The organism is Rhodoplanes sp. Z2-YC6860, assembly GCF_001579845.1.
In the GTDB taxonomy this organism is placed as follows: domain Bacteria; phylum Pseudomonadota; class Alphaproteobacteria; order Rhizobiales; family Xanthobacteraceae; genus Z2-YC6860.
Genome location: NZ_CP007440.1, coordinates 452,265 through 477,097 on the forward strand (window position 1 = coordinate 452,265; position 24,833 = coordinate 477,097).

Annotated in this window: 25 protein-coding genes and 1 tRNA gene; 14 read left to right on the forward strand and 12 right to left on the reverse strand. The window is 64.2% G+C overall.

Annotated elements, in window-relative coordinates:
• The first annotated feature begins 4 nt into the window (after positions 1–4).
• The 3 genes from RHPLAN_RS02095 (at position 5) to RHPLAN_RS02105 (ending at position 2,186) form a co-directional block, all read left to right on the forward strand.
• Positions 5–472 carry a tellurite resistance TerB family protein gene (locus RHPLAN_RS02095; protein ID WP_068013399.1) on the forward strand — a complete coding sequence of 156 codons (468 nt, stop codon included), beginning with the start codon at positions 5–7 and terminating at the stop codon, positions 470–472.
• Positions 469–1,257, forward strand: a complete 789-nt coding sequence (locus RHPLAN_RS02100; RefSeq protein ID WP_068013401.1) for an SDR family NAD(P)-dependent oxidoreductase — start codon at positions 469–471, stop codon at positions 1,255–1,257. Before RHPLAN_RS02095 ends, RHPLAN_RS02100 begins: the two co-directional genes overlap by 4 nt.
• Positions 1,258–1,424: 167 nt before the next feature.
• Complete coding sequence (locus RHPLAN_RS02105) at positions 1,425–2,186, forward strand: glutamine amidotransferase (RefSeq protein WP_068013402.1); 762 nt, start codon at positions 1,425–1,427, stop codon at positions 2,184–2,186.
• On the opposite strand, the gene RHPLAN_RS02110 is transcribed toward RHPLAN_RS02105, so the two are convergent.
• A complete protein-coding gene (locus tag RHPLAN_RS02110) occupies positions 2,153–3,292 on the reverse strand; it encodes an MFS transporter (protein WP_237180027.1) in 1,140 nt (379 codons plus the stop codon). The genes RHPLAN_RS02105 and RHPLAN_RS02110 overlap by 34 nt on opposite strands.
• Before the next feature lie 319 nt (positions 3,293–3,611).
• Between RHPLAN_RS02110 and RHPLAN_RS02115 the strand changes: the two genes are divergently transcribed.
• Complete coding sequence (locus RHPLAN_RS02115; RefSeq protein ID WP_084244169.1) at positions 3,612–5,066, forward strand: sensor histidine kinase; 1,455 nt, start codon at positions 3,612–3,614, stop codon at positions 5,064–5,066.
• Between the two features lie 89 nt (positions 5,067–5,155).
• On the opposite strand, the gene RHPLAN_RS02120 is transcribed toward RHPLAN_RS02115, so the two are convergent.
• The 4 genes from RHPLAN_RS02120 to RHPLAN_RS02135 all read right to left on the reverse strand — a co-directional run bounded on the left by RHPLAN_RS02120 (position 5,156) and on the right by RHPLAN_RS02135 (position 10,002).
• Positions 5,156–6,109 carry a dimethyl sulfoxide reductase anchor subunit family protein gene (locus RHPLAN_RS02120; protein WP_068013407.1) on the reverse strand — a complete coding sequence of 318 codons (954 nt, stop codon included), beginning with the start codon at positions 6,107–6,109 and terminating at the stop codon, positions 5,156–5,158.
• Positions 6,110–6,121: 12 nt separating this feature from the next.
• Positions 6,122–6,871 carry a 4Fe-4S dicluster domain-containing protein gene (locus tag RHPLAN_RS02125; protein ID WP_068013408.1) on the reverse strand — a complete coding sequence of 250 codons (750 nt, stop codon included), beginning with the start codon at positions 6,869–6,871 and terminating at the stop codon, positions 6,122–6,124.
• Positions 6,868–9,708 (reverse strand): molybdopterin oxidoreductase family protein, encoded by a 2,841-nt coding sequence (locus tag RHPLAN_RS02130; RefSeq protein ID WP_068013410.1) that lies wholly within the window; start codon positions 9,706–9,708, stop codon positions 6,868–6,870. The genes RHPLAN_RS02125 and RHPLAN_RS02130 overlap by 4 nt, the downstream gene beginning before the upstream one ends.
• 218 nt (positions 9,709–9,926) lie before the next feature.
• Positions 9,927–10,002 (reverse strand) — tRNA-Ala (locus RHPLAN_RS02135).
• Between the two features lie 174 nt (positions 10,003–10,176).
• Here RHPLAN_RS02135 and RHPLAN_RS02140 point away from each other — a divergent pair.
• From RHPLAN_RS02140 to RHPLAN_RS02155, 4 genes are all read left to right on the forward strand, one after another.
• Positions 10,177–10,467, forward strand: coding sequence for a YggT family protein (locus tag RHPLAN_RS02140; protein WP_068013412.1), 291 nt, complete (start codon positions 10,177–10,179; stop codon positions 10,465–10,467).
• 4 nt (positions 10,468–10,471) lie between these two features.
• The gene (locus tag RHPLAN_RS02145) at positions 10,472–10,795 is read left to right on the forward strand and encodes a DUF167 family protein (protein WP_068013414.1); all 324 of its coding nucleotides are present in this window, start codon (positions 10,472–10,474) and stop codon (positions 10,793–10,795) included.
• An 82-nt stretch (positions 10,796–10,877) separates the two neighbouring features.
• Positions 10,878–11,762, forward strand: a complete 885-nt coding sequence (gene folD, locus RHPLAN_RS02150) for a bifunctional methylenetetrahydrofolate dehydrogenase/methenyltetrahydrofolate cyclohydrolase FolD (protein ID WP_068013416.1) — start codon at positions 10,878–10,880, stop codon at positions 11,760–11,762.
• 39 nt (positions 11,763–11,801) lie between these two features.
• A complete protein-coding gene (locus RHPLAN_RS02155) occupies positions 11,802–12,431 on the forward strand; it encodes a hypothetical protein (protein WP_157100004.1) in 630 nt (209 codons plus the stop codon).
• Positions 12,432–12,551: 120 nt separating this feature from the next.
• On the opposite strand, the gene RHPLAN_RS02160 is transcribed toward RHPLAN_RS02155, so the two are convergent.
• The gene (locus RHPLAN_RS02160; RefSeq protein WP_068013419.1) at positions 12,552–13,061 is read right to left on the reverse strand and encodes a GNAT family N-acetyltransferase; all 510 of its coding nucleotides are present in this window, start codon (positions 13,059–13,061) and stop codon (positions 12,552–12,554) included.
• 264 nt (positions 13,062–13,325) lie between these two features.
• On the opposite strand from RHPLAN_RS02160, the gene RHPLAN_RS02165 reads away from it, so the two are divergent.
• Entirely contained in the window at positions 13,326–14,099 is a 774-nt protein-coding gene (locus RHPLAN_RS02165; RefSeq protein WP_198164677.1) for an alpha/beta hydrolase family protein, read from the forward strand.
• A 3-nt stretch (positions 14,100–14,102) separates the two neighbouring features.
• Here the strand turns inward: RHPLAN_RS02165 and typA are convergent, their stop codons facing one another.
• The 5 genes from typA to RHPLAN_RS02185 form a co-directional block, all read right to left on the reverse strand.
• A complete protein-coding gene (gene typA, locus RHPLAN_RS02170) occupies positions 14,103–15,929 on the reverse strand; it encodes a translational GTPase TypA (protein ID WP_068013423.1) in 1,827 nt (608 codons plus the stop codon).
• Between the two features lie 206 nt (positions 15,930–16,135).
• On the reverse strand, positions 16,136–16,315 hold the full coding sequence (locus RHPLAN_RS38940; RefSeq protein ID WP_157100006.1) for a hypothetical protein: 180 nt from the start codon (positions 16,313–16,315) through the stop codon (positions 16,136–16,138).
• 308 nt (positions 16,316–16,623) lie between these two features.
• A complete protein-coding gene (locus RHPLAN_RS02175; RefSeq protein ID WP_068013425.1) occupies positions 16,624–18,060 on the reverse strand; it encodes a radical SAM protein in 1,437 nt (478 codons plus the stop codon).
• Positions 18,041–18,763: a prolipoprotein diacylglyceryl transferase family protein gene (locus RHPLAN_RS02180; RefSeq protein WP_068013427.1), complete on the reverse strand. Its 723-nt coding sequence runs from the start codon at positions 18,761–18,763 to the stop codon at positions 18,041–18,043. Before RHPLAN_RS02180 ends, RHPLAN_RS02175 begins: the two co-directional genes overlap by 20 nt.
• 52 nt (positions 18,764–18,815) lie before the next feature.
• Positions 18,816–20,348 (reverse strand): TAXI family TRAP transporter solute-binding subunit, encoded by a 1,533-nt coding sequence (locus RHPLAN_RS02185; protein ID WP_068013429.1) that lies wholly within the window; start codon positions 20,346–20,348, stop codon positions 18,816–18,818.
• 183 nt (positions 20,349–20,531) lie between these two features.
• Between RHPLAN_RS02185 and RHPLAN_RS02190 the strand changes: the two genes are divergently transcribed.
• A complete protein-coding gene (locus RHPLAN_RS02190; RefSeq protein ID WP_068013431.1) occupies positions 20,532–20,825 on the forward strand; it encodes a 4a-hydroxytetrahydrobiopterin dehydratase in 294 nt (97 codons plus the stop codon).
• Positions 20,826–20,959: 134 nt separating this feature from the next.
• Positions 20,960–21,277 (forward strand): YkvA family protein, encoded by a 318-nt coding sequence (locus tag RHPLAN_RS02195; protein WP_335341051.1) that lies wholly within the window; start codon positions 20,960–20,962, stop codon positions 21,275–21,277.
• 4 nt (positions 21,278–21,281) lie between these two features.
• Here the strand turns inward: RHPLAN_RS02195 and RHPLAN_RS02200 are convergent, their stop codons facing one another.
• Positions 21,282–22,256 (reverse strand): NADPH:quinone oxidoreductase family protein, encoded by a 975-nt coding sequence (locus tag RHPLAN_RS02200; RefSeq protein ID WP_068013436.1) that lies wholly within the window; start codon positions 22,254–22,256, stop codon positions 21,282–21,284.
• Positions 22,257–22,427: 171 nt separating this feature from the next.
• On the opposite strand from RHPLAN_RS02200, the gene RHPLAN_RS02205 reads away from it, so the two are divergent.
• The 3 genes from RHPLAN_RS02205 to RHPLAN_RS02215 all read left to right on the forward strand — a co-directional run bounded on the left by RHPLAN_RS02205 (position 22,428) and on the right by RHPLAN_RS02215 (position 24,799).
• A complete protein-coding gene (locus RHPLAN_RS02205; RefSeq protein ID WP_068013437.1) occupies positions 22,428–22,988 on the forward strand; it encodes an invasion associated locus B family protein in 561 nt (186 codons plus the stop codon).
• A gap of 71 nt (positions 22,989–23,059) precedes the next feature.
• Positions 23,060–24,283 (forward strand): dual-specificity RNA methyltransferase RlmN, encoded by a 1,224-nt coding sequence (rlmN, locus tag RHPLAN_RS02210; protein WP_068013439.1) that lies wholly within the window; start codon positions 23,060–23,062, stop codon positions 24,281–24,283.
• 6 nt (positions 24,284–24,289) lie between these two features.
• Positions 24,290–24,799, forward strand: a complete 510-nt coding sequence (locus tag RHPLAN_RS02215) for a hypothetical protein (RefSeq protein ID WP_068013441.1) — start codon at positions 24,290–24,292, stop codon at positions 24,797–24,799.
• Positions 24,800–24,833 lie beyond the last annotated feature (34 nt).

Below are 24,833 nucleotides of genomic sequence, written 5' to 3' on the forward strand. Positions count from 1 at the left end.
CAAGATGTTCGACGCGATCAGGAATTTTGTCGCTGAGCTTGCAAACGGCGACGGACAGTCCGGTGTTCTCGGTGATGACGAATTCCGCGTCGCCTATGCGGCGCTGCTGGTCCATGCCGCGGCGATTGATGGTGCGATTTCGGACCGTGAGCGCATCAAGCTCAAAGGTCTTTTGATGCAACGCTTCGAGCTCGATGACGGGGCTGCAGCCGATCTGATCGCGCGCGCGACTGCGGCTGACGAGCGTGCGGTTGACCTCTATCACTTCACCCGGCTCCTCAACGAACGCCTCGACGAGGCCGGCAGATTGCGCATGATCGAGACGATGTGGACCGTGGCCTATGCGGACGGCGCGTTATCCGACTACGAGAGCAATCTGATTTGGCGCGTCGCCGACCTCCTTGGCGTGTCCCAAGAAGAACGCGTGGCGTTGCGTCAGCGTGCGGCTGCCGAGCAGGGCAGCCCGGCATGACGCCGGTTGCGATCGTCACGGGTGCCTCGGCCGGCATCGGCGCCGAGCTGGCGCGGGTGTTCGCCGCCAACGGCCATGCGGTGATGCTGGTGGCGCGCCGCGAGGAGCGGTTGCGGCAGCTCGCCGATGAGATCGCGGTGCCGGGCAAACCGAAGCCCCTCGTTCTGGCTCTCGATCTTGCGGACCGCAACGCGGCGGAGGCCATCAAGTCGGCGCTTCGACAGAACGATTGCGAGGCGCAGTACGTCGTCAACAATGCCGGCTTCAGCGTCATTGGTCCTGCGACTGAGCTCGATCGCGCCGAGCAGCTCGCCATGATCGACGTCAACATGCGGGCGCTGCTCGATCTGTCGCTCGCCTTCACCGACGATCTCGTCAAACACCGTGGCGGCATCCTCAATGTCGGCTCGCTCGCCGGCGTCATGCCTGGCCCGTGCGCGGCGGTCTATTACGCCAGCAAGGCTTTCGTGGTGTCGTTCAGCGAGGCGCTGCACCAGGAGCTGAAGCCGCTCGGGGTGCGGGTGACCTGCCTGTGCCCGGGTCCGGTCCTGACCGAATTCCAGGCCCGTGCCGGCGTCGCGGCCGCAAAGTCCATCACGCCGTTCGACGTGCCGGCGGATCGCGTGGCCGCCGAGGGCTATCGCGGCCTGATGAAAGGCAAACGCGTCGTCGTGCCGGGACTGGTGTCGAAGCTCGTCTTCGCCCTGGTGCCGCGGGTCGTGCCGCGAAATTTTCTGCTGAAGCAACTCGAAGAGCGGCAGCTCAAGCGGCGCGCATCGCACTGAGCTGTGATGGGACGGCATACGAGTTACCCGGCGCCGTGCTTGCAGTTGCGGGTCAACCGGTTAGAAATTGTTGGCAAGCGCCCCCACCCTACCCTCCCTCGCATGCGGGGGAGGGTAGGGTGGGGATATGCGGCAATGTCCATCCGCGCCGTGAGACCTTCTGGAATATGCGCCCGCCGGTCCTGATCGTTCTGCACGGCGAACTTTCAACCCCCGGCCGGGTGGCCATCCAACTACGAAATCGCGGCTTATCGTTAGACGTGCGGCGGCCACGTTTCGGCGACGACCTGCCCGAAACGCTCGACAAGCACAGCGGCGCGGTGATTTTCGGCGGGCCGCAAAGCGCCAATGACGAGGATGAGGTCGTCAAGCGCGAGATCGAATGGATCGGGATTCCGCTGAAGGAGAAGAAGCCGTTTCTCGGCATTTGCCTCGGCGCGCAGATGCTGGCCAAGCATCTTGGCGCGCGGGTCTACAAGCATCCCGACAGCCATGCTGAGATCGGCTACTACCCGATCAAGCCCACTGCGGCGGGCCGCGAGCTGTGCCGCGACTGGCCCGACCACGTCTACCAGTGGCATCGCGAGGGCTTCGACCTGCCGGGCAAGGCTGTGCTGTTGGCCGAAGGCGACTGCTTTCCCAATCAAGCCTTCAGCTACGACAATCTCGCCTATGCGATGCAATTCCACATGGACGTCACCCATCACACCATGTGCCGTTGGACCACGCGCGGGCACGAACGCATGCTGCTGCCCAACGCCAAGCCGCGCGAGGCGCATTTTGCGGACCGCTTGCAGCACGATCCCGCCTGTCGTGCCTGGTTCAGCGAATTCATCGACCACTGGCTGAAGCCGTGCGAGGCGCCCGAGGCCTCGATCGGCAGCCACAAGCAGCCTCAGCGGCGCGTCTCGAAGGTTTCCCTGTTATAGAGCGGCGCGAACACCTTTCGCCCGACCAGCACCACGATCAGCGCGCCGACGCCGCCAACCAGCACGGCGGTTTGGGCGCCGAACCATGACGCCATCAGGCCGGCCCGGAAGTCGCCAAGCTGGTTCGATGCGGTGACGAACAGCGAATTCACCGCGCTGACGCGCCCGCGCATGTCGTCCGGGGTCTCGAGCTGGATCAGCGTCATCCGGATCACCACGCTCAGCATGTCGGCGACGCCGAGGATCGCGAGCAGCAGCATCGACAGAATGAACGATCGCGAGAACGCGAACACGATGAGAGCCGTGCCGTAAGTGGCGACCGCGATGAACATGATGCGGCCGACGTGCTGACGCAGCGGCCGATGCGCCAGGGTGAGCGCGGTCAGCAAGGCGCCCACACCAGGGGCGGCGCGGAGCAGGCCAAACCCCCAGGAGCTGGTGCCGAACACATCGTGGGCAAACACCGGCAACAATGCGAATGCGCCGCCGAGAACCACGGCGCACAGATCGAGTGTGATCACGCCGAGCACGATCCGGTTGTACCGCATGTAGGAGAAGCCGGCGAACAGCATGCCAAGGCTCAGCGGCTGGCGCGTGGTCGCGGTGCGCTCCGCGGTCACCAGGCGGATCAGGATGCTCGACGTCAGATAGAGCGTGGCGCAGAGCCCGTAGACCAGAATCGGGCTGACTGCGTACAGCAGTCCGCTGGCAGCAGGCCCGGCGATCACCGCGAGCTGGCTTGCGGATGCGCCCGCCGCCGTTGCGCGCGCCAGCATCGGCAGCGGCACGATGCCGGGGAGGAGCGTTGTCAGTGTCGTCTGTTCGAAGGCACGGCAGGAGCCGGTCACGAACACCACCGCGAGCAGCGAGCCCCGGGTCATCCAGCCGCCCGCAGCGCCGATGGCCAGCGTGATCCCCGCGAGACCTGCGACCATCTGACAGATGCTGACGATGCGGCGGCGGTCGTAGCGGTCGGCAACGTGGCCTGCCACCAGCACCAAAAGCGCCGCCGGGATGAATTGGGTCAGCCCGACGAGGCCCAGATCGAAGGGCTGGTGGGTGAGATCGTACATCTGCCAGGCCACCGCGACGTTCTGCATTTGCATAGCGACGGTGCTGGAAACCCGGGATACCCAATATTGGGCAAAGGACCTGTGACGCCAAAGCTGCGGGACGGGAGTCGCGTCTGCACTCATGAGAGGGGGAACTGCCTGCAAACACTTTTGAAAATTGATGAAATCACGACTGATCGAGAGAGACCGCAGGTCTAGGCGAAGGAAGATGACGTGCTATCTTTAGAACATATTCTTGCGGGGACAATCAGGCGAGGCAGGGGCGCCGCTTTGTTGGGCGCCTGTGTCCTGCGGCAGGCTCGATCGAAAAATGATCAACCTGCGGCTTCGCCGGGGTCGGCCGGAGTGTTGAATGCTGCGTAAGTCAGGGCGGCCGCCAGATTCGGCATCTTCATTGGACCAGGAGCTGAAGGCATCAGGCGAGATCCTGGACCTTCTGCCGATCGCGACCTGCATCTGCGATGCGTCCGGGCGGATCGTGCAGTACAACCGCCGGGCTGTGGAATTGTGGGGGCGCACACCCGAGCCGGGCCAGACCCACGACGATTTCACAGCGGAAAATCGCTTTCTCACTCTCGACGGCGATCTCCTGCCGCGCTCCCGGATCGCCGAGGTATTACGCACCAGCCGGCCGATCCGGAACGACGAGATCACCGTTCAGCGGGTCAACAGGCCGAGCCTCGTGGTTCTTTTGAACATCGAGCCGCTGCTCGATGCGGAGGGCCGGCTGATTGGCGTGATCAACTGCTTTCAGGACATCACCGAACGCCAGCGCATGGTCGAGGCGCTGGCCAGGAGCCAGCAGGAACTGCGCGAGCAGGAGGAGCGCTGGCGCGCCAGCTACGAGCACGCGGCCATCGGCATCGTCGAGATTGACGCGGAAGGCCGATTCCTGCGGGTCAATGAAGCGATCCTCTCGATCGTCGGCGGCACCCGCGAGGAGCTCCTGGGCTGGAGATTGTTCGGGCGCACCCATCAGGACGACCGCGATGTCGATGGTGAGCTTTACCGGAAGCAAGTTGCCGGCGAGATCGGCTTCTACTCGATCGAGAAGCGATTCATCCGCCGCGACGGAAGGATGATCTGGATGGGTGTGCGCTCATCAAGCGTGCGCGACCCGTCCGGCAAGTTCCTTTATGGCGTGCGGGTGGTGCAGGACATCACCGAGCGCAAAGAGGCCGAGACGCGCCAGAAGCTTCTGATCGACGAGCTCAATCATCGGGTCAAGAACACGCTCGCCACCGTGCAGTCGCTTGCTGCGCAGACCGCGCGCGGCACGGCTTCGACGGAAGCGTTCCACCAGGCCTTCGAGGGCCGCCTGATTGCGCTGAGCCACGCCCATGATCAGTTGACCCGGCAGCGCTGGCAAAGCGCGGACCTCCGCGACATCGTCAAGGGCGCCACCGCGCCGCATCTGTCGCGGCCCGATGAGCAGATCTCAATCGAAGGCGCGACCATTACGGTGTCGCCCCGGACGGCGCTCACCATGGCACTGGTGCTGCATGAGATGACCACCAATGCGGCCAAGTATGGTGCGCTGTCAGCGCCCGAGGGACGCATCGAGATCGCCTGGCGTGTCGAGCCGCGGCCGCCGAAGTCGCCGCTCCTGCATATCGAATGGCGTGAGCGCAACGGCCCGCCGGTCGAGGCACCGGCGAAGCCTGGTTTCGGCTCGCGTTTCATTCAGGGCAGCGTGACCGTTGAGCTGCGGGGCTCGGTGCGGATGGACTTCAATCCTGACGGCTTGCATTGCACGATCGACGTCCCGCTTGATCCGGCCGCTGACGACCAGCCGCACACGGCCTAGCCAGGCGCCCGCGCATGTCCCGGACAAAGCCTGCCCGGACTTGATCCGGGGTGGACATCGGTTTCCGAACAGGACATGCGCAAAATGCCCTACGCCGCACCGCCGCGGTAGAACACCATCACGACGTGCTCGGCCTCGGCGAAGAACAGCCAGCGCTCGGTGAGCACGCCGGCCGCAGCGCTGGCAACCGACAAAGCCGCGATCATGATGTTCAAGGCTTGGGGGAGGCTGAGCAGCAGCAGGATCGCGGCGCAGGCAAGCGGCACCACGAAAAGAGATACAAGGACGAGTTTGCGGAGCTTGCGGGCATGACGGCGCGCCACCTGATAGCCCATCTCGCGCATCACGTAATTCGGCTGGGTGTGCGGCGGGTCGAGCGGCCGCACCGTGCCAAATCGGCCGAGGCCGGTCGCCGACTCCGCCGTGTAGGCCCGCTCAGCGGAATCGATCTTTGACCAGTAGCGCATCTTCAGATCACAGCCGAGCGCGAGCAGCATCGCTGTGGTCGCAGCCGCCCACCAGAACGGGTAGCCGAACACGATGAGGAACAGGTCGAGCAGCAGGCTTCCAGTGACGAAGGCCAGCATCAGATAAATCGGCGCGACGAGACCCATGTGCCAGGCGCGGATGGTCGGTAGCGACGAATAGATGCGGCCGGTGCACCACACCGTGATGAGCGCACAGACAATCGACAGCGCCGCGCCGATCGTGATCTGGTTGGGCCGATATTCACCGAACACCCAGCCGAGCCCGAGCGCTGCAACCGGCAGATAGGTGATCAGAGCGGCAGCGCCCTCGCGGGACAACCACGACGATCCCACCTGCGAGATCGCGCGCCATGATCGGCCTGGACGGCCGAGATGGAAGGTTGAGGTCAAAAGCCCAATCGTGATCAGCGCTACGGCAGTGCCGAGCGCAAAGAATCCAAACATCGGATCGTGCGGCACGATACCGAGCAGGACCGCGACCGACAGCCCGATCAGCAGGCCGTAGCCTGCGCCCGAGGCGGTGGTGAAGATGATGACCGAATAGGCGGGATGCATCGTGTATCGTGTTCAGCGCGACAGCGTTCGGTCAGCCCAGGCGAAGAAACGGTCGGCGAGCGAACCGGAGCTCGTGACGGGTTGCTCGGCGGGAGCCTGCGGCAATGCCGCGGTTTGATCGCGGCGCGGCCGCGGCGGCAGATATTTATTCACTGGCTTGAAGCCCATCTCAGGCAGCAGGTCGAAGCCTTGGCGCTCTTTCACGAGCTCCGACACCGCGCTCGATGGGTCGCCCAGATCGCCGAAGTGCCGTGCTCCGGTCGGACAGGCGCGCACGCAGGCCGGGATGCGGTCTTCCGGTGCGAAGGTCTCGTTGTAGATACGGTCGACGCATAGCGTGCACTTCTTCATCGTGCCATCGTCGTAGTCGTATTCGCGCGCGCCATAGGGGCAGGCCCAGGAGCACAGCTTGCAGCCGATGCAGGTGTCGGGATTGACCAGCACGATGCCGTCCGACGCGCGCTTGTAGGATGCGCCGGTCGGACAGACCGTGACGCAGGCCGGTGTCTCGCAGTGCAGGCAGGAGCGTGGAAAGTGCACGGTGCGGCTTTGCGCGCCGGTGCCGACCTCATAGGAGTGCACGCGGTTGAGCCAGGAGCCGTGCGGATCGGCGCCGTGGGCGTCCTGGTCGGTGAGCGGCTTTGGATAGCCGCTGGCATTCCATTCCTTGCAACTCGTCGCACAGGCGTGACAGCCGACGCATGTGTCGAGGTCGATCACCAGCCCAAGTTTCTTGGTGGTCTGCTCCGGCAGCGAAGTCATGAAGCGGTCTCGAGTTTGGTTTTGGCGGCGAACGGCGGCTTGGTTGGCTCGAAACGCGGCGAAGTCTCACCGGCTTCGTCGGGCGCGGCCTTCTCGATGCTGACGCGAAGGTCGTACCACGCCGCCTGACCCGTGACTGGGTCGCTGTTGGAGAAGCGATAGCCACCTTCGCGCTCGGGAAGAAGCTCCGTGATGAGATGGTTGAGCAGGAAGCCGCGCGTCGTCTCCGGCGCGTCGGGCGCCAGTGCCGCTGAGCCGCCGCGGCGGCCGACCGCGTTCCAGGTCCAGACCGTGTCAGGATTGACGCCTTCCATCAGCCGCACCCGGCCTTTGACGCGGCCGATGGCACTCTTGATCCAGACCCAGTCGCCATCCTCGATGCCGAGCGATGCCGCGCGCTCGCTGCTCATGTAGAGGCAGTTTTCTGCCGTGATCTGGCGGATCCAACCGTTGTGCGTGCCCCACGAGTGATAGATGTGCATTGGCCGCTGCGTGATGGCCGACATTGTAAATCCGTCGCTGTCGGCGACATCGTTGTCGAATGGCGGATACCAGAACGGGATCGGATCGAAATATTTCTCGATGCGATCCTTGTGGGTCTGCGGCGGCTTGATCGGGCCGTGACCGCGCGCCGCCAGCCGGAACTTCTGCAGTGGCTCGAGATAGAGCTGGAACACGATCGGCGCCACGCCGCCGATGAAGCCCACGTCCTTGGCCCATTCCAGGTAGGCCTTGTTGGCGTGCTTGTAGTAGCGCTGCTCGGGTTGGAGATGGTGCTCGTAGAAGCTGCCATTGCCGATATAGGCCTCGAGCTGCGCCGGGTTCGGCGCGCCGCGGCCGTAGCTCCGGCCGTCTTCGCCGCGGAAGGCCGCGAGCGAGCCCACGCCCGGCGCGCGCTCATGATGGATGATGTAGTCCGGATAGCCGTTGGGGAAGCGCGGCTTGCCGTCCTCGGTGACAAAGCCCGGCAGCTGCAGCCGCGACGCGATATCGATCAGCACGCTCTGGAAGGGGCGCACGTCGCGGTCGGGCCGTACCACCGGGTGACGGATCGCGTCGGCGGGGCCGTCGGGCCCGGAGATCGGCCGGTCGAGCAGCGAAATGCAGTCCCAACGTTCGAGATAGGTGGTGTCGGGCAGGATCAGGTCCGCATAAGCGACCATCTCGGACGAATAGGCGTCCGAATAGATGATCTTCGGAATCTTGTATTCGCCGGTTTCCGGGTTCTTCGCGGTCAGATGCTTCAGCACCGCTGGAATATTCATCGACGAATTCCAGCTCATGTTGGCCATATACATGAACAGAACGTCGACGGGATAAGGATCGCCCAATGCCGCATTGGTGATGACCATGTGCATCAGGCCATGGGCGGCGAGCGGCGCATCCCATGAGTAGGCCTTGTCGATGCGCTGGGCGCGGCCTTTCGAGCCGATCAGCAAGTCTTCCGGCCCCTGTGGGAAGCCGAGCGGCGCGCCTTTCAGCGGCGCGTTCGGCTCGGTGGCGCGTGCTGGGCGATTGGGCGGCGGCGTCGGCCGCGGGAACGGCGCCTTGTAGCGGAAGCCGCCCGGGCAATCGATCGAGCCGAGCACGATCTGCAGCAGATGCAGCATCCGGCAGGTCTGGAAACCGTTGGAATGCGCCGAGATGCCACGCATCGCGTGCATCGACACCGGGCGGCCCACGGTCTTCTCGTGACGGCGTCCGGCCCAGTCGGTCCAGGGCTGATCGAGCGTGATCTGCTCCTCGAACGCAGCATGCGCCAGCTCTTGCGCAATGCGCCGGATGGTATCGGCGGGCACGCCGGTCTGCTTGGCGACATTGTCTGGTGTGTATTCGTCTGAGAGAAACCGCTCGGCGATCAGCGCAAAGCTTGGCCGTGCGATATTGCCGTCCGGCATCATGAAGCTGCCGACCAGCGCCGGCGTGATGTCGGTGCGCGTTGCATCGACCATCTTGCCGGTGGCCTTGTCGAAGGCGAGCGGCTTGCCGTCGGCGTCGCGGGCAAACATTCCGTCGTTGGCCGCCATGGCGGGCCGCGCCGCCTGGATCACCAGCCAATGCGCGTTGGTGAAGCGCGCCAGATAATCGAGATCGATCTTCTGCGCGCGCATCAATTCGTGAATCAGCGCACCGACGAACAATCCGTCGGTGCCGGGCCTGATGCCGACCCATTCGTCGGCGATGGCGCCATAGCCGGTGCGGATCGGATTGACGGCGACGACCTTCACGCCCCTGGCCTTAAGCTTGCCGAGCGCGGTCTTGATCGGATTCGACGCATGATCCTCGGCGACGCCGAACAGCATGAAATAGCGGGTGTGGTCCCAGTCCGGTTCGCCGAATTCCCAGAACGAACCGCCGAAGGTGTAGAGGCCCGCGACCGCCATGTTGACCGAGCAGAAGCCGCCATGAGCGGCGAAGTTCGGCGTGCCGTATTGCTGCGCGAACCAGCCGGTGAGCGCCTGGCTCTGGTCACGGCCGGTGAAGAAGGCGAACCGCGTCGGATCGCGGCCACGCACCTCCTTGAGCCAGCCGGTGGCGGTCTGCAGCGCCTCTTCCCAGGTGATCTCTTCGAATTCGCCCGAGCCGCGCGGGCCGACGCGCTTCATCGGTGCGCGCAGGCGCGACGGCGAATAGTGCGTCATGATGCCGGCGGAGCCCTTGCCGCACAGAACGCCCTTGTTGACCGGGTGATCGCGATTGCCGTCGATGTAGCGGACCCGACCGTCCTTCAGATGCACCCGGATGCCGCAACGGCAGGCGCACATGTAACAGGTGGTGGTCTTGATCTGGTCTGCCGAAGGCTCGGACAGGGCAATGTCCGGATCGCGCCGAGCCATTGGGTTCATTCTCCACACCGGCTGTCGGCGAGAAGGAACGAATCGCCGCAAGCATCATTTTAGAATTTTTCTCACGTCACACTGCCACCACGGCCGCCGCTGGACAACGGCGTTGCCGTTCGGGGCAGCAGCGAATTGACGCGGAGCTTGTTGCAACCAGAGGTGGCTCTGGGCCAGCTCAGGGGATTTGCGAGGGCAGGTTTCGGAACAATCGAGGTTGGTGGAGCCGGGCGGGATCGAACCGCCGACCTCCTCATTGCGAACGAGGCGCTCTCCCAGCTGAGCTACGGCCCCAACCCCGGACGCGCGTCAAATCAGGCGTCCGGCAACGATTGGGCGCCATTTACGGCTCGCAATGGTGAGAGTCAAGAATAGGCTGGATAGGACCACAGTCGGTGCCTGTTGGCTTGTTTGGCGGCAGCCGACCCGCTACATGTTCCACTCGCTGGACTTTTGACGGTTTTCTGGATGCGCGCCCTACTCGACGTCATTTTGTTGGCCCTGAGGCTCTATCTTTATCTGGTTATCGCGCAGGCCATCCTGTCGTGGCTGGTCGCCTTCAATGTGGTCAACACGCGAAACCCGTTCGTCGCCCGGATCGGTGAGTTTCTCTATCGGATTACCGAGCCGGTGTTGCGGCCGATCCGCAACATGTTGCCCAATCTGGGTGGGATCGATCTCTCGCCGGTGGTGCTGTTCCTGATCGTCATCCTGATCCAGCAGATCATCATCTATTACATCTACCCGTACGTGTTCTGAGCCGATGGCAGCACTGCGTCCCTGGGCGGTCACGCCTGGCGGGCTTTCCGTGGTGGTGCGACTCACGCCGCGGGGCGGCCGCGACGCGATCGAGGACGTGGAACAGCGCGCCGATGGCCAGGTCGTCCTGAAAGCGCGGGTGCGCGCTGCCGCCACTGAAGGCGAAGCCAACGCGGCACTCGTCGCGCTGCTGGCGCGGACCACTGGCGTTCCGCCGTGTGATGTCGTGCTGGCGGGTGGTGCCGCAGCACGCATCAAGCGCCTCACCATTGCCGGACACGGCCCGCTGCTTGCAGCCGCGCTGGAGAAGGCCACGCAGGGTTCCTGAGCGGCATTTTATGGTTGTCACGGCCTGCGAAAGCGGGGCATCCAGTGGGCCGTTGCCCAGGGCCGCCCACGACAAGGATGCCATGACCGCACGCATCATCGACGGCAAAGCCATCGCTGCAGACGTTCGCCACAAGGTCGCGGGCGAGGTGAGGCGCCTCGCCACGCAGCATGGCGTGACGCCGGGGCTCGCTGTCGTGGTGGTCGGCCACAATCCGGCAAGCGAATCGTATGTCCGCAGCAAGGCCGCGGCCACGGTCGAGACCGGGATGCGATCGTTCGATCATCGCTTGCCGGAAACCGCCAGCCAGGACGAATTGCTGGCGCTGGTGAAGAAGCTCAATGCCGATCCGACCGTGCACGGCATCCTGGTACAGCTGCCGCTGCCGAAGCAGATCGATGCGCAACTCGTGCTCGACGCCATCGAGCCGGCCAAGGACGTTGACGGCTTTCATCCGGTCAATGCCGGGCGGTTTGTCTCGGGTCTGCCGGCGCTGGCGCCGTGCACGCCGCTTGGCTGCATCATTCTGGCCAAGACCGTGCACGCATCGCTGGCAGGCCTGGAGGCGGTCGTGATCGGCCGCTCCAACATCGTCGGCAAGCCTTTGGCGCAACTGCTGCTCGTCGAAGACGCCACCGTCACCATCACGCACTCAAAGACCCGCGATCTGCCTGCGGTGTGCCGCAGAGCCGATTTGCTGGTCGCGGCGCTCGGCCAGCCCGAGGTGGTTCGCAAAGACTGGATCAAGCCGGGCGCAACGGTGATCGATGTCGGGATCAACCGGGTGCCGGCGGCGGACGGAAAATCGAAGCTCGTTGGCGATGTGAATTTCGCCGAGGCCTCGCAGGTCGCGGGCGCGATCACGCCCGTGCCCGGCGGCGTCGGGCCGATGACCATCGCCTGCCTGATGGTGAATACGGTCCGGGCGGCGTGCGCCATTCACGGGCTGCCCGCTCCGGCCGTTTGAACCGGCTCGCTGTCGCATCCGACCAATCCGGGAGGTTCGATGGCCGTGCGAAATATCGCGATACCCGCGCCGGTTTTGGTTACGATGCTGGCGCTTGCCGGCAACGGCATTGTGCCGTTGGCAAATGCCCAGGCCGGCACCGTCGAGCGCGTCTACACGGCGCTCGATCTGAAGAAATGCAGGCACAAGCCCGGTCGTGAGGTCGAGGACTACGGCTCTTGGCGCTGTGCGGGCTATGGCGGCATCGATGTGCATGTCACGGCCGGTGATCAGCGCAGCACCATCAGTTATGGCCCCAATGCTGCGAACGAGCGTGCTGCCGAGCAGACACTTGCGTCGTTCAACAGCGCAGGCAAAACCATCGAATGGCGGATCGAGCGTTTGCCGAACGGCAAGACACGTCCCTTCGCCACCATCCTGCGCTGGAACACGACCACGCTCGATCAAGATTCCAACAGCGTCGCGGGCCAGGTGCTGGTCGTGACACGGTTGGGGCCCGGTGGCGTTTGCCATGTCGGCTATGTCGATGGCCGCGCCAACCCTCAGGCCAACGAGCTTGCGGTTCAAATCGCGGATCAGTATGCGCGCACGTTCAAGTGCGGCAAGGACAAGGCTATCGAGCTCGGTGCCAAGGGCCCGGGCTTCAGCGGACCTTACGGCGAAGATTAGATTTTTGATTTTGTCGCGTTTTCTGCGGCGAAACCAATATTCACTTCGCCGGAAAACGCTGCACAGTTCAAATAAAAAGCCCGGCAGAGCCGGGCTTCGCCGCGTCGCGTTCAACTCAATTCAGTTGTTCCAGGCAAACGCGACCTTTTCCAAGCTGCGCCCGCCGAAGCGCTCCGACGATCGCGCCACCGCCTTGCCGCCGAGTGCGCGATAGAACTCCACCGCGGGCTCGTTGTCGGCGAGCGCCCAGATCACCAGGCTCTTCAGCCCGCTTTGCGCGAGATCGCGGCGCGCCGAGGTGAACAGCCGGCGGCCGAAGCCCAGGCCTTGATACTCCGGACGCAAATACAGTTCGTAGATCTCGCCTTCGTAGAACAGGCTGCGCGCGCGGTTGCGGCCGTAGTTGGCGTAGCCGGCAACATTGTCGCCAAAGGCGAGAATGGAGATGCGGCTGCCTTTGCGGATCGCGCTATCCCACCACTCGGGGCCACGACGCATGATCAGCTTGTCGAGTTCGACTCCCGGGATGACACCTTGATAGGCGCAACGCCACGCCTCGTCATGGGCATCGGCCACCGAACGCGCGTCCGACGACTTGGCCCGGCGAATCTCTATGAGGACTGTGCTCATGGCTGAGATATGAGCAAGCGATTCTGTCGCCTTCAAGTCCCGTATTTAATAATCCGGAAACGATGTGGATTACTGGACGCACTGTGAATGCCGGTGGATTGTTCGTTCCGCGCAAAACGGCATGGCGTCTGGATTCGCTGTGATGTGGCTCTGATGGCACGCAACGGATTGAAATCGCTGCTTTCGTTGGTGCTAGCGCTGGCGTGCAGCGCCGCAATGGCACAGACGCCCGCGTTGATCGGTCCACAAGGACCGGAAGAGGGGGTGATTCGTCAGCAAAGCTGGCTCATTCCGGCACAAGACCGCGCGACGCTGATGCACACGACGGTGTTTCGACCGCCGGGCTCCGGTCCGTTTCCTCTTGCGGTAATCAACCACGGCACAACGCAGAACGAACTGCGCCGAGCCGGCTACCGCTTGCCGCAATACGCGGCGTTGACCGAGTGGCTGGTGGCGCGCGGCTATGCGGTTGCGGTGCCGCAACGGCCGGGACACGGCGAGACCAGCGGGCCTTACTACGAAGCGCAGGGCGGCTGCGCCAATGCCGACTTTGCCAAGGCAGGTCTGGGCGCGGCGGCGAACATAGCGGCCACGATCGATTATCTCAGCCGGCAGGCGTTTGTGCGCAAGACCGGCACGGTCGCGTTCGGTCATTCGGCCGGCGGCTGGGGCGTGCTGGCGCTCGCCACACAGGTGCTGCGGCCGCTTTCGGGTGTTGTGGCGTTTGCGCCAGGATTGGGCGGCCGCGCCGATGATATTGCTGGAAAGAACTGCGCGCCGGATCGGTTGGTCGCCGCTGCGCGAGCTTACGGTGAGAGGGCGCGCGTGCCGTCGCTTTGGCTCTACGCCAGCAACGACAGCTATTTCTCGCCGGAGCTGTCGATGCGAATGGTCAATGCATTTCGCGGCGCTGGCGGCCGCGCCGACTATCAACTGCTGCCGGCAATCGGCAGCGACGGCCACGACTTCATCCAGTCGCCCGATGCGATGGCGCTCTGGGCGCCACCGGTCGAGAGATTTTTGAAGACGGCGCGATAGCCGTCAGACCGCCACAGCTTCCTTGGCGCGGTCGGCGCGCTTGCGGTCGTTGGGGTCGAGCAGCTGCTTGCGCAGCCGGATCGACTTCGGCGTGACCTCGACCAGCTCGTCGTCCTGGATATAGGCCAGCGCCTTTTCCAGCGACATGCGGATCGGCGGCGTCAGCCGCACCGCCTCGTCCTTCGACGTCGTGCGGATGTTGGTGAGCTGCTTGCCCTTGAGCACGTTGATCTCGAGATCGTTGTCGCGGGTGTGCTCGCCGACGATCATGCCGCGATAGACCTTCCAGCCCGGCTCGATCATCATCGGGCCGCGGTCTTCGAGCTTCCACATCGCATAGGCGACGGCCTCGCCCTGCTCATTGGAAATAAGCACGCCGTTGCGGCGGCCAGGGATATCGCCCTTGTAGGGCGCGTAGGCATGGAACAGGCGGTTCATGATGGCGGTGCCGCGGGTGTCGGTCAGCAGTTCGCCCTGATAGCCGATCAAACCACGGGTGGGTGCGTAGAACACCAGCCGCACGCGGCCGCCGCCCGACGGCTTCAGCTCGATCATGTCGGCTTTGCGCTCCGACATCTTCTGCACGACGACGCCCGAATGAATCTCGTCGACGTCGATCACGACCTCTTCGATCGGCTCTTCCATTTCGCCTTTTTCGTTGCGGCGGATGAGCACCTTGGGCCGCGACACCGAGAGCTCGTAGCCCTCGCGGCGCATGGTCTCGATCAGGATGCCGAGCTGCAACTCGCCGCGGCCGGCGACTTCCATCGAATCGCGCTCGTCGGATTCCTTTACGCGCAGCGCCACGTTGCCCTCGGCCTCGCGCAGCAGACGGTCGCGGATCATGCGGCCGGTGACCTTGCTGCCCTCGGTGCCGGCGAGCGGCGAGTCGTTGACGCGGAACATCATGGCGAGCGTCGGCGGGTCGATCGGCTGCGCCTTCAAAGGCTGCTCGACTTCGGGATCGCAGATCGTATTTGCGACAGTTGCCTCCGGCAGGCCCGCGATGGCGACAATGTCGCCGGCCTCGGCCTCGTCGACCGGCACGCGCTCGAGGCCGCGGAACGCCAGCACCTTGGTGACCCGGCCGCTCTCGATCAGCTTGCCGGTGTGGTCCAGCACTTTCACGGCCTGGTTCGGCTTCACGGTGCCGGATGTGATGCGCCCCGTGATCAGCCGACCGAGATACGGATTGGCCTCCATGATGGTGCCGAGCAGCCGGAACGGTCCGTTCTCGATCTTCGGCGCGCCCACGTGGCGGAGCACCAGCTCGAACAGCGGCGTCATCCCCTGGTCTTTCGGACCTTCCAGCGCCGGCGCCATCCAGCCCTCTTTCGCCGACCCATAGAGGATCGGGAAGTCGAGCTGCTCGTCGGTGGCATCGAGCGCCGCGAACAGATCGAACACCTCGTTGATCACCTCGGTGGGACGAGCGTCGGGGCGGTCGACCTTGTTGATCACCACGATGGGCTTGAGCCCCATCTTCAGCGCCTTGGACACCACGAATTTGGTCTGCGGCAGCGGGCCCTCGGCGGCGTCGACCAGCACCAGCGCGCCGTCCACCATGTTGAGGATGCGCTCGACTTCGCCGCCGAAGTCGGCGTGGCCCGGCGTGTCGACGATGTTGATGCGGGTGTCATGCCAAAGGATGGACGTCGCCTTGGCCAGAATGGTGATGCCGCGCTCTTTCTCCAAATCGTTGGAGTCCATGGCGCGCTCGGCGACCTTCTGGTTCTCGCGGAATGAGCCGGATTGCTGCAGGAGCCGGTCGACCAGGGTGGTCTTGCCGTGGTCGACGTGGGCAATGATGGCGACGTTGCGAAGGTCCATGGGGGCCGTTTCTATGGGTGTCCAAAAGCCATCGCGGGCCCAAATGGCCCGCGCAAGGGTAGCGCCGAATCCAGTGCTTATTGCGGCGCAATATAGCCACGATCGGCCCCGAAGCAATGGCGATTCGGGTCCGAAAGGGCGGCGCGGCCGGCGTGGTTACCGCCCTGAATTCCTGTCTCAGAGGGGCAATAGCGCCGTTCCGTCGTCTAGTTAGCGGCTTTGACGAGAAGCGCAATGCCGCCGGCCGAGATTGCAAAGCAGATCAGCCAGAGTGCGCCCAAGGGACCGGCCGATCCGCTGCCCATGGCGCTCATGAAGAACAGCGAGCACACGCCCGGCAGCAGCAGGATGATCCCAACGATCACCATCACAATGGTCGTCACCACGTCCCGTCGTCGTCGCGGGGGTGCCTGGTCTGTGGGTTCAGATGGCCGTTGATCGTTGGTCATAAGCGGGTCCTTCGATGGGAGTGAGTTCCGCTTCCATTTTTTTCGGAGCAAGCCGTGCAACGGGTGCCTACCGGAACGCTTTCACAACCAAACCGACGCCCGAGGCCGAGATCGCAAGACAGACGCCCCACAGCCCGATCCAAAAGATGGCGTCGGCCTTACTACCGAGACTCCCAGAAGCCACGGTGATGAAATACAGCGCGCACCCGCCGGGTCTGTCGGTCCGGATGGTCCTCGATCGTCGGTCATGAGAATGGCCCCCCGCGGGCATCGGCCCTGGTCGCCTTCAATCGCTTTCTGATCTGATCGATCTGTCCGTTGCGATAGAACAGGTTGTAGGTGTCGAATGGGATGATCTGCCCGTTCGGCGTGACGAAATGAATGCACGAGCGCTTCACGCCGCCGACGCAGAAATTGAAGCGGTCCATGAACTGCACGATAGCGACGCGAAACACGTTCTCATAGGTGATGCCTTCCGGCACCACGGCCTTGGGCAGGCAGCACAGGAACTCGGCCACGCGCTCCGCCGCGTTGTTGGCGCCGGATGACAGCGAGAACAACTCGATGAACTTGTCCTTCAGCACGGGTTGCTTCTCGAAGCTGATGGTGTTCGGCGTGATCGCGACGAACTCCTCGCGCGGGATGAGCGAGGTGACCGGCATCACGCTGCGGCCGTTGCGCAGCCCATAGCCGATCGAAATCGATTCGGCATTGCACGGCAGCGGCACCATATCGTCGGCGCCGAACACGCCGGAATCCTCGATCACGCGCCGCCGGATGTCCGACAGAACGATGCGCTGAGATTTGTCGAAATTCTCGTTGCGGCCGGCGTCTTGCACCGGCTGGAACGTGATGCCGCGCACGCAGCGCCATTCGAGTGCATGGCGCACGATGTCGCCGATCTCGTCGTCGTTGACGCCGCGCTTCACGGTGACGACCAGTGTGGTCGAGATGTTGTGACGTTCGAGATTCTTCAGCGCCTCGCGGCGAACCCGGCGCAGATCGGCGCCGCGCAACTCCATCAGAGCGTCGCGGCGCAGCGAATCGAACTGCAGGTAGATCTCGAAGCCGCGCTTCTGCTCGGCGAGCCGGGCGACGAAGTCGGGTTCGCGCGCAATCCGCAGACCGTTGGTGTTGACCATGACGTGACGCACTGGCCGCGCCCGCACCGCATCGAGAATCGCGAAGAAATCCGGATGCAGCGTCGGCTCGCCGCCTGAAATCTGAATGAGGTCGGGCTCGGCCTCGCTCGCCACCAGCGTGTCGACCATGCGCTCAATGGTCGCGAGCGGCAGGTGCTTGCTGCGCTCGGGCGATGATTCGGCAAAACACACCGGGCAGGTCAGGTTGCAGTGCTCGTTGATCTCGATCAGCGCCAAACACGAGTGCTGCTCATGGTCGGGGCAAAGCCCGCAATCATAGGGGCAGCCGAACTCGGTGTGGCTTTGCAGCGCGAGCGGCCGGTCGCCGGGCTTGATGTAGTCCCTGCAGAGCTTCCAATAGGCCGCGTCGGTCGAGATCAGAGTTGACTGCACGCCGTGCTGCTCACAGCGCTTCTCGTACCATACCTCGTTGTCCTTGATCTGAATCTTGGCTGGCACCAGCGAAAGACAGGTCTCGCACAGCGAGGTGGTCTGGCCCCAGAACACGTAAGGCCGTGATCTACGCAAAGGCGCGGTCATGGACAGCTCCCCGATCGGGCGCAGTGGCGATCATGACGATCGCATAGATGGCAAGCAGCGCGGACAGGATGTGAAACAGCGTCAGCGGACCGATCACGCCGCCATAAGGCTTGACGAATTCCCACAGAAAGCGCTGCACGCCGTAGTATCCGACAGCGAGGTAGAATCCGTTTTCGATGACGAAACGATTGCCGCGGCGCAGGCACGCGACATAGGCAGCGGCAAACAGCAGCATGGCGGCGCTCTCGTAGAGCTGCACCGGATGGCGCGGGATACCGTCCCCGAAATCGTGGCCCCAAGGCAGCGCGGTCGGCATGCCATAGGTGAAATCGTCGAGGCCCGCGAGGTAGCAGCCGATGCGGCCGACCGCGACGCCGGCCGCAAGGGGCAAAGCGAAGCGCGCGCCGGTGCGTTCGCGGATGCCGGCGATCTTCTTGTAAAGCTCGATGGCGATGATGCCGCCAGCGATACCGCCTTCGACCGATCGCGCGATACCGGTTTGGTTGGAGAGCCAGAGATTCGCCGTGCCGAACAGCACGGCGCCGATGCCTGCGCCAAACAGCAGCGCTGCAATGTAGTTCAGGCTGCGCGTCGTTGACGTGGGAAATTGCACGCCAGTGAGCCGCTTGAGCCAAAGCAGCGAAAGCCCGGCTGCGATCCAGGCGACAACGTCGAAAGTGAAATGAACGAGCGTGCCATCCATCGGTCAGCCGAGACGGCAGCCTAGGGCGGCAAATTTTCGTGTGCAACCACGGCTAGAGCGCGGCCACGGCGGCGAGGGGCCGCGGCGCCTGTCCGCTTAGTGCGCTCCGGCGTTCGGAGATCGCCGTTTGTGCCCGGTCGATCGAGAGCGAATAGGCCGCGATGGCTGTGTCATCGAGCGTGCTGGCTTCGACGGCCCGGATCATTTCGTCCTGGATCGCGTCGATCTCGTCCTGGAGTTCGTCCAGCGTCTGGTTCGTTTCGGCGGTCCGAGCGGCCTTGGCGATTTCGAGGAGCCGTTCGAGGCTGCGTAGCCGCCGCACCCGGTCGTCGGCTTTGTTGTAGCTGAGAAGTCCTGCGAAGCCTGAACCCAGGAACGACACCACCATCAGCCCGAGATAGATCCAGTCGTTGTAGCGATCGAAGAAGCTTTTCAACTCGCCGTCGAGATAGGCCGCGGCGCCCGGATGCACCGGCACCGAAGCGTCCTTGTCGGTGTCGGGCTTCTCGATCTTGGCGGCCGCGGGAATTTCTGCGGCGATTGCCTGGCGCGAAGCAAGCAGATTCTTGGTGAGGTCGGCGGCAACCTGTTCGCTCAACAGCTTTCGCGCCACGATGAAATACTGCACCTCGATGGTGTCGACGCTTTCCTCAGGCCGCGGCGGCGAGCCGCCGAAGGCGCCGGCTTTGATCTCGCTCGATTCGTAGACCGGATTGCGCTCAGCGATGGCTTCGGCAGCGCTGATCGCCAGGAATGTCGGAGGCTCCTTGCCTCGTGTGGCGGCCGAAATCGCATCGGCGGTGATCTTGCTGCCGACCGGGCCGACCGACATGATCACGTCGACGGCGCTATCGCGGATCGATTGCGCGACGTTGCTCGGATCAAATTGAATGACGCTGACTCGATCGGGCGCGTTTGGCTTTCCGAGATCGTCACTGCCGAGCATCACGACCTTGTCAGGGTTGATGTTGTATTGGTGCAGAATCGCCTTGAGCAGATCGAGATTGCGCGGCGAGCGGCCGACGATGCCGATGCGCCGGCCGACGAACTGCTCGATCTTCTCGACCGGTTTTATCTTTGCAGCGGACTTGCCAGCGGATTTGCCCTTGGCGCCCTTCGCGGGGTCCGGCGCGCTCGGCACGATGAACGCCACGACATTCTTCCGCAGGATCGCGATCGCCTGGCCGTTCTTCGGCATGGCGACGTCGCGGCGCACCACGGCGAGATCGGCTTGGCCTTTATCGAGTGCGTTCGCGGCCTCCAGCGGTCCGCCTGGCACGACGGTGACATTCAGGCGGGTGTTGAGGCGGTCGCGCGCGAATTGCGCGGCGAATGCCTGGATGATGCGAGCGTCATCGCTGTTCGGCGGCCCGACTGCGATCTTCAGCTCCGTCGGCTGCATGGAATGGTGATAGGCGAATGCTGCAACGCCGCCGCACAGCAACACGAAGGCCATAATGATGAGCCCGGTGTGCTGCATCATCAGCCGGAAGTGGCGGCCCCATCCGTCGCGCGCGTCCCCGGAGGCGGGCACTGCGGTCGGCGGATTGGCGGCTCTGAACAGGCGGCGCAGTCGGACCTGCATGTTGCGAATCTATCACGTTCCGGGCCCTTCCGGTTCCAACGAACCAGCCCTGGATTCTGCAGTTGACGTCAGATGTTGGGTCGCGCCATGGGCGTCAAGGTTCGAACAGAACCGCCGGGATTGGCGCTATTATGCCCGAAACGGGCAAAACAAGGGATCAAGCCAAAACCAAGGGATCAAGCCATGGCACAGAAACTCACGGGACAGGCCAGGACCGATGCGCTGCGCAAGCTTGCAGGCTGGACCGAGGTCGCCGGCCGCGACGCTATCGGCAAGAAATTCGTGTTCAAGGATTTCAACCAGGCCTTCGGGTTCATGACCCGGGCTGCGCTGGTCGCCGAGAAGATGGATCACCATCCGGAGTGGTTCAACGTCTACAAGACCGTGGAAGTGACGCTCGCGACCCATGACGCCGGCGGCGTCACGGAGCTTGACGTCAAGCTCGCCACGGAGATGGACCGGTTGGCCGGGCTGTAAACGGCACTTGCCGTCGCCCTGGAGAATAACCATCTTTCGCGCGACGGTTTATCGTCTGGTGGGATAGGGCAATGCGTTTCGCGGGTGCTGCGTCGGTGAAAGACGAAGAACGCTTCAAGCGCGATGAGGCGACGGTGATCCGCGACTTCTGGGGCAAGTTCACCCGGCTCGCCGCACATATCCCGTTCGCCGAGGATTTGTTGACCGCTTACTACTGCGCCTTCGACCGCGGAACGCCGAGCCATGTCCGCTTCGCACTGATCGCCGCGCTTGCCTATTTCATCTCACCGCTCGACATCCTTCCCGATTTCCTGCCGCTGATCGGCCTGACCGACGATGCCGCCGTGCTTGCAGGCGCGGTGCGGCTCGTGTGGGGGAGCATCAAGCCCGAACATCGCGACGCGGCGCGCCAGACGCTGGAGCGTCTGAAAACGGAAAAGCCTAGCGTTTAAGCCCTCAGGGCTTCAGCACCACCTTGCCCATCACCTTGCGCCCGGCGATGTCGCCGAGCGCCTGAGCTGCCTCGCTGAGCGGGTAGGCCGCGTGGACATGGGCGCTGAGCTTGCCCTCGGCACACCAATCTAACAACTCGGCGGTGTTGGAGCGATGGCCCTCCGGATCGCGCTCGGTCCACGAACCCCAGAACACGCCGCGCACGTCGCAGCCTTTCAAGAGCATCAGGTTGAGAGGCAGCCGCGGGATTTCGCCTGCCGCGAAGCCGACCACGAGATAGCGCCCAAGCCAGGCCAGCGAGCGCAGCGCAGGCTCTGCATAGCGGTCGCCGATCGGGTCGTAGACCACGTCGATGCCGTGCTCGCCGCCGAGCGCGCGAAGCCCTTCGCGCAGATCACCCGTCGCATAGTTCACGCCCGCCGCGGCGCCGTGCTCCTTCGCGAAGGCGATCTTGTCGTCCGACGACGCGCAGGCGACGACATGCGCACCCATCAGGTGGCCGAGCTCGACGGCGGCGAGGCCGGTGCCGCCCGAGGCGCCGAGCACCGCGAGCGTCTCGCCGCGCTTGAGCTCGCCACGGTTTTTCAGTGCGTAGTAGGACGTGCCATAGGTGACGATGATCCCCGAGGCTCGATCAGGGTCCAGACCCGCGGGCATCCTGACCAGCCGCTTGGCGGCAATCGCGATCTTCTGCCGCGCCGCGCCCCAGCCCGCATAGCCGATGACGCGGTCGCCCACGGTAAAGCCGGTCACGCCCGGGCCGAGGCTTTCGACGATGCCCGCGAATTCCGCGCCGGGCGAGAATGGATAGGCCGGCTTGTACTGATACTTGCCGGCGATGATCAGCAGGTCGAAGAAATTCAGCGCGGCGGACTCGATCCGAACCACGGCTTCTCCCGGCCCGGCCTCCGGGTCCGGAAGGTCGGCCACCGTCAGGTCCTCGGGCTTGCCCGGGCGGGTGCAGAGCAGGGCTTTCATGGTCAGCTATTCCAGGTTCTATGCGGGTTCCCGCCGAATTGGGCCATCGGCGGATCGGACGATCGCGGCGGGCTGCGACGCCATGGCCTTTCCACTCCCGATTTTGCCCATTATTCGGTTATAGTTACACCGATCCGCCACATTCTAACTTCCGGTCATGCGAGAGGCCCAATGAGAGTGAATAAACCGAGTTCCCTCGTTCTGATGGTCGTGGCCGCAGCCGCGATGGCGCCGGCTGCGGCGCATGCGCAGCCCAAGCCCCCGGCCAACCCGACCGCCCAGGCGACGCTGCTCGGCCAGTACGGCGACTGGGGCGCCTATACGGCGAGCCCCGGTGGCCGCAAGGTCTGCTTTGCGCTGTCGAAACCCACCGCGCAGCAGGACAACCCGCCGAACCGCCGCACGGCGGCCAATGCGGTCTACATGTTCGTGTCGACCCGGCCGGACGAGAAGGTCAGCAACGAAATCTCGCTGCTGGTCAGCGGTTACGCGTTCAAGCCCAATTCCGAGGCCACCATGACGATCGCCAATGGCGGCTTCCCGATGTACACCCAGAACGACGGTGCCTGGGTCAAGAACGCCGCCGAAGAGGCGCGGCTGGTCGATGCCATGCGCAAAGCGCCCGACGCGGTGATCAAGGCCCAGACCTCCAAGGGCACCCAGACCACCGATACCTTCTCGCTCAAGGGGATTTCCCAGGCGCTCGACCGCGTGTCGCAGGAGTGCCGTTAGCCGCCGCTGGCGATTCTGCGGCTTTGCCCCATTTATGTTAGACACGCGCGAAACTCGCGCCGCGATGACGCATGACCGCAATTCTTGAGACCGATATTCCGCTGGAGAAGATGCCGCTGGAGCGCTACGTGCCGCCGGCGAAGCCTTCGCTTGTCGGCATGTCGCGAACTGCGCTGGCTGAGGCGCTCGGCGCTGTCGGCGTCGCGCCGGGCCAGCAGAAGATGCGGGTGCAGCAGCTCTGGCACTGGATCTACGTGCGCGGCGCCCAGGACTTCGATCAGATGTCCAGCGTGTCCAAGGACCTGCGCGCGGTGCTCGACACGCATTACACGCTGGCGCGGCCGGAGGTCGTGGCCGAGCAGATCTCGGTCGACGGCACCCGGAAGTGGCTCCTGCGCCTGCCGGGCGAGGTCGCGGGCGAGCGGGCGCACGAGGTCGAGTGCGTCTACATCCCGGAAAGCGATCGCGGCACGCTGTGCGTATCGAGCCAGGTCGGCTGCACGCTGAACTGCTCATTCTGTCACACCGGCACACAGCGCCTCGTGCGCAACCTCACGCCCGAGGAGATCGTCGGCCAGGTGATGGTGGCGCGCGACCGCCTCGGTGATTTTATCGGCATGGCGCGCGCGCAAGGACCCGGGCTGCCGACCGAAGGCGAGCGCTGCGTCTCCAACATCGTGATGATGGGCATGGGCGAGCCGCTGTACAATTTCGAGGCGGTGCGCGACGCCCTCGGCGTGGTGCAGGACGGCGATGGCCTGGCGATTTCGCGGCGGCGGATCACGCTGTCGACCTCGGGCGTGGTGCCGATGATCGAGCGTGCCGGTGCCGAGATCGGCGTGATGCTCGCGATCTCGCTGCATGCGGTGCGCAACGATTTGCGCGACAAGCTCGTGCCGCTCAATCGCAAATATCCGATCGAGGAGCTGCTGGCGGCCTGCCGCAACTATCCGGGTCTGTCGAACGCACGCCGCATCACCTTCGAATACGTGATGCTGAAGGGCGTCAACGACTCGCTCGCCGATGCCAAGGCGCTGGTGCGGCTCCTCTCGGGTATTCCGGCGAAGATCAATCTCATCCCGTTCAATCCGTGGCCGGGCAGCCAGTACGAGTGCTCGGACTGGGAGCAGATCGAGAAGTTCTCCGAAATCGTGTTCAACGCCGGCTATGCGTCGCCGGTGCGCACGCCGCGCGGCCGCGATATTCTGGCGGCCTGCGGTCAGCTCAAGAGCGAGACCGAAAAGCTCACCGCGCGCGAGCGCATGGCGCTGCGCGCGATGGCGATGACGGATTGAGCAGCCATGGCTCTTGGACGCCTGCTGCTCCGTTTCCTGATTGTGCCGTTCGGATTTTGCCTGGCGACCATGGCTGCGGTGCTGTTCGTGATCGCGGCGCACTGGAGCCGGTTCATGGCCATTGTTGCTGCCAATCGCGGAGGCGATGAGGACGTCGCGCTGTTCGTCGCGGGATCTTTCATCGTGCTCATTGCGGCCATTTCGGCGGCCAAGATGTTGTGGCCGTTCATCCTGGCGGCGGCGCTGGCGGAGGCTTTTGCATTCCGCTCCTGGGTGTTCCACGTTTGCAGCGGAGCGGTCGCGGCGCTGATCGGTCTCAACACCCTGAGCGACTCCGGCGCCTACGATCTCTACAACGCGCCCGTGATTGTCGTTGGCGCAGGCTTCGCGGCAGGGTTTGTGTATTGGCTGATCGCGGGCTGGAGTGCCGGCTTTTGGAAGCCGGTGTTCGCGCCGCCGCGTCAGCCATTGCCGCAGGCACAATCGTTGCCGGGCGCGCCACCGCCGGCACCCTAGCTGCGGCACGGCGCCGCAAGACGGGACAGCCCCA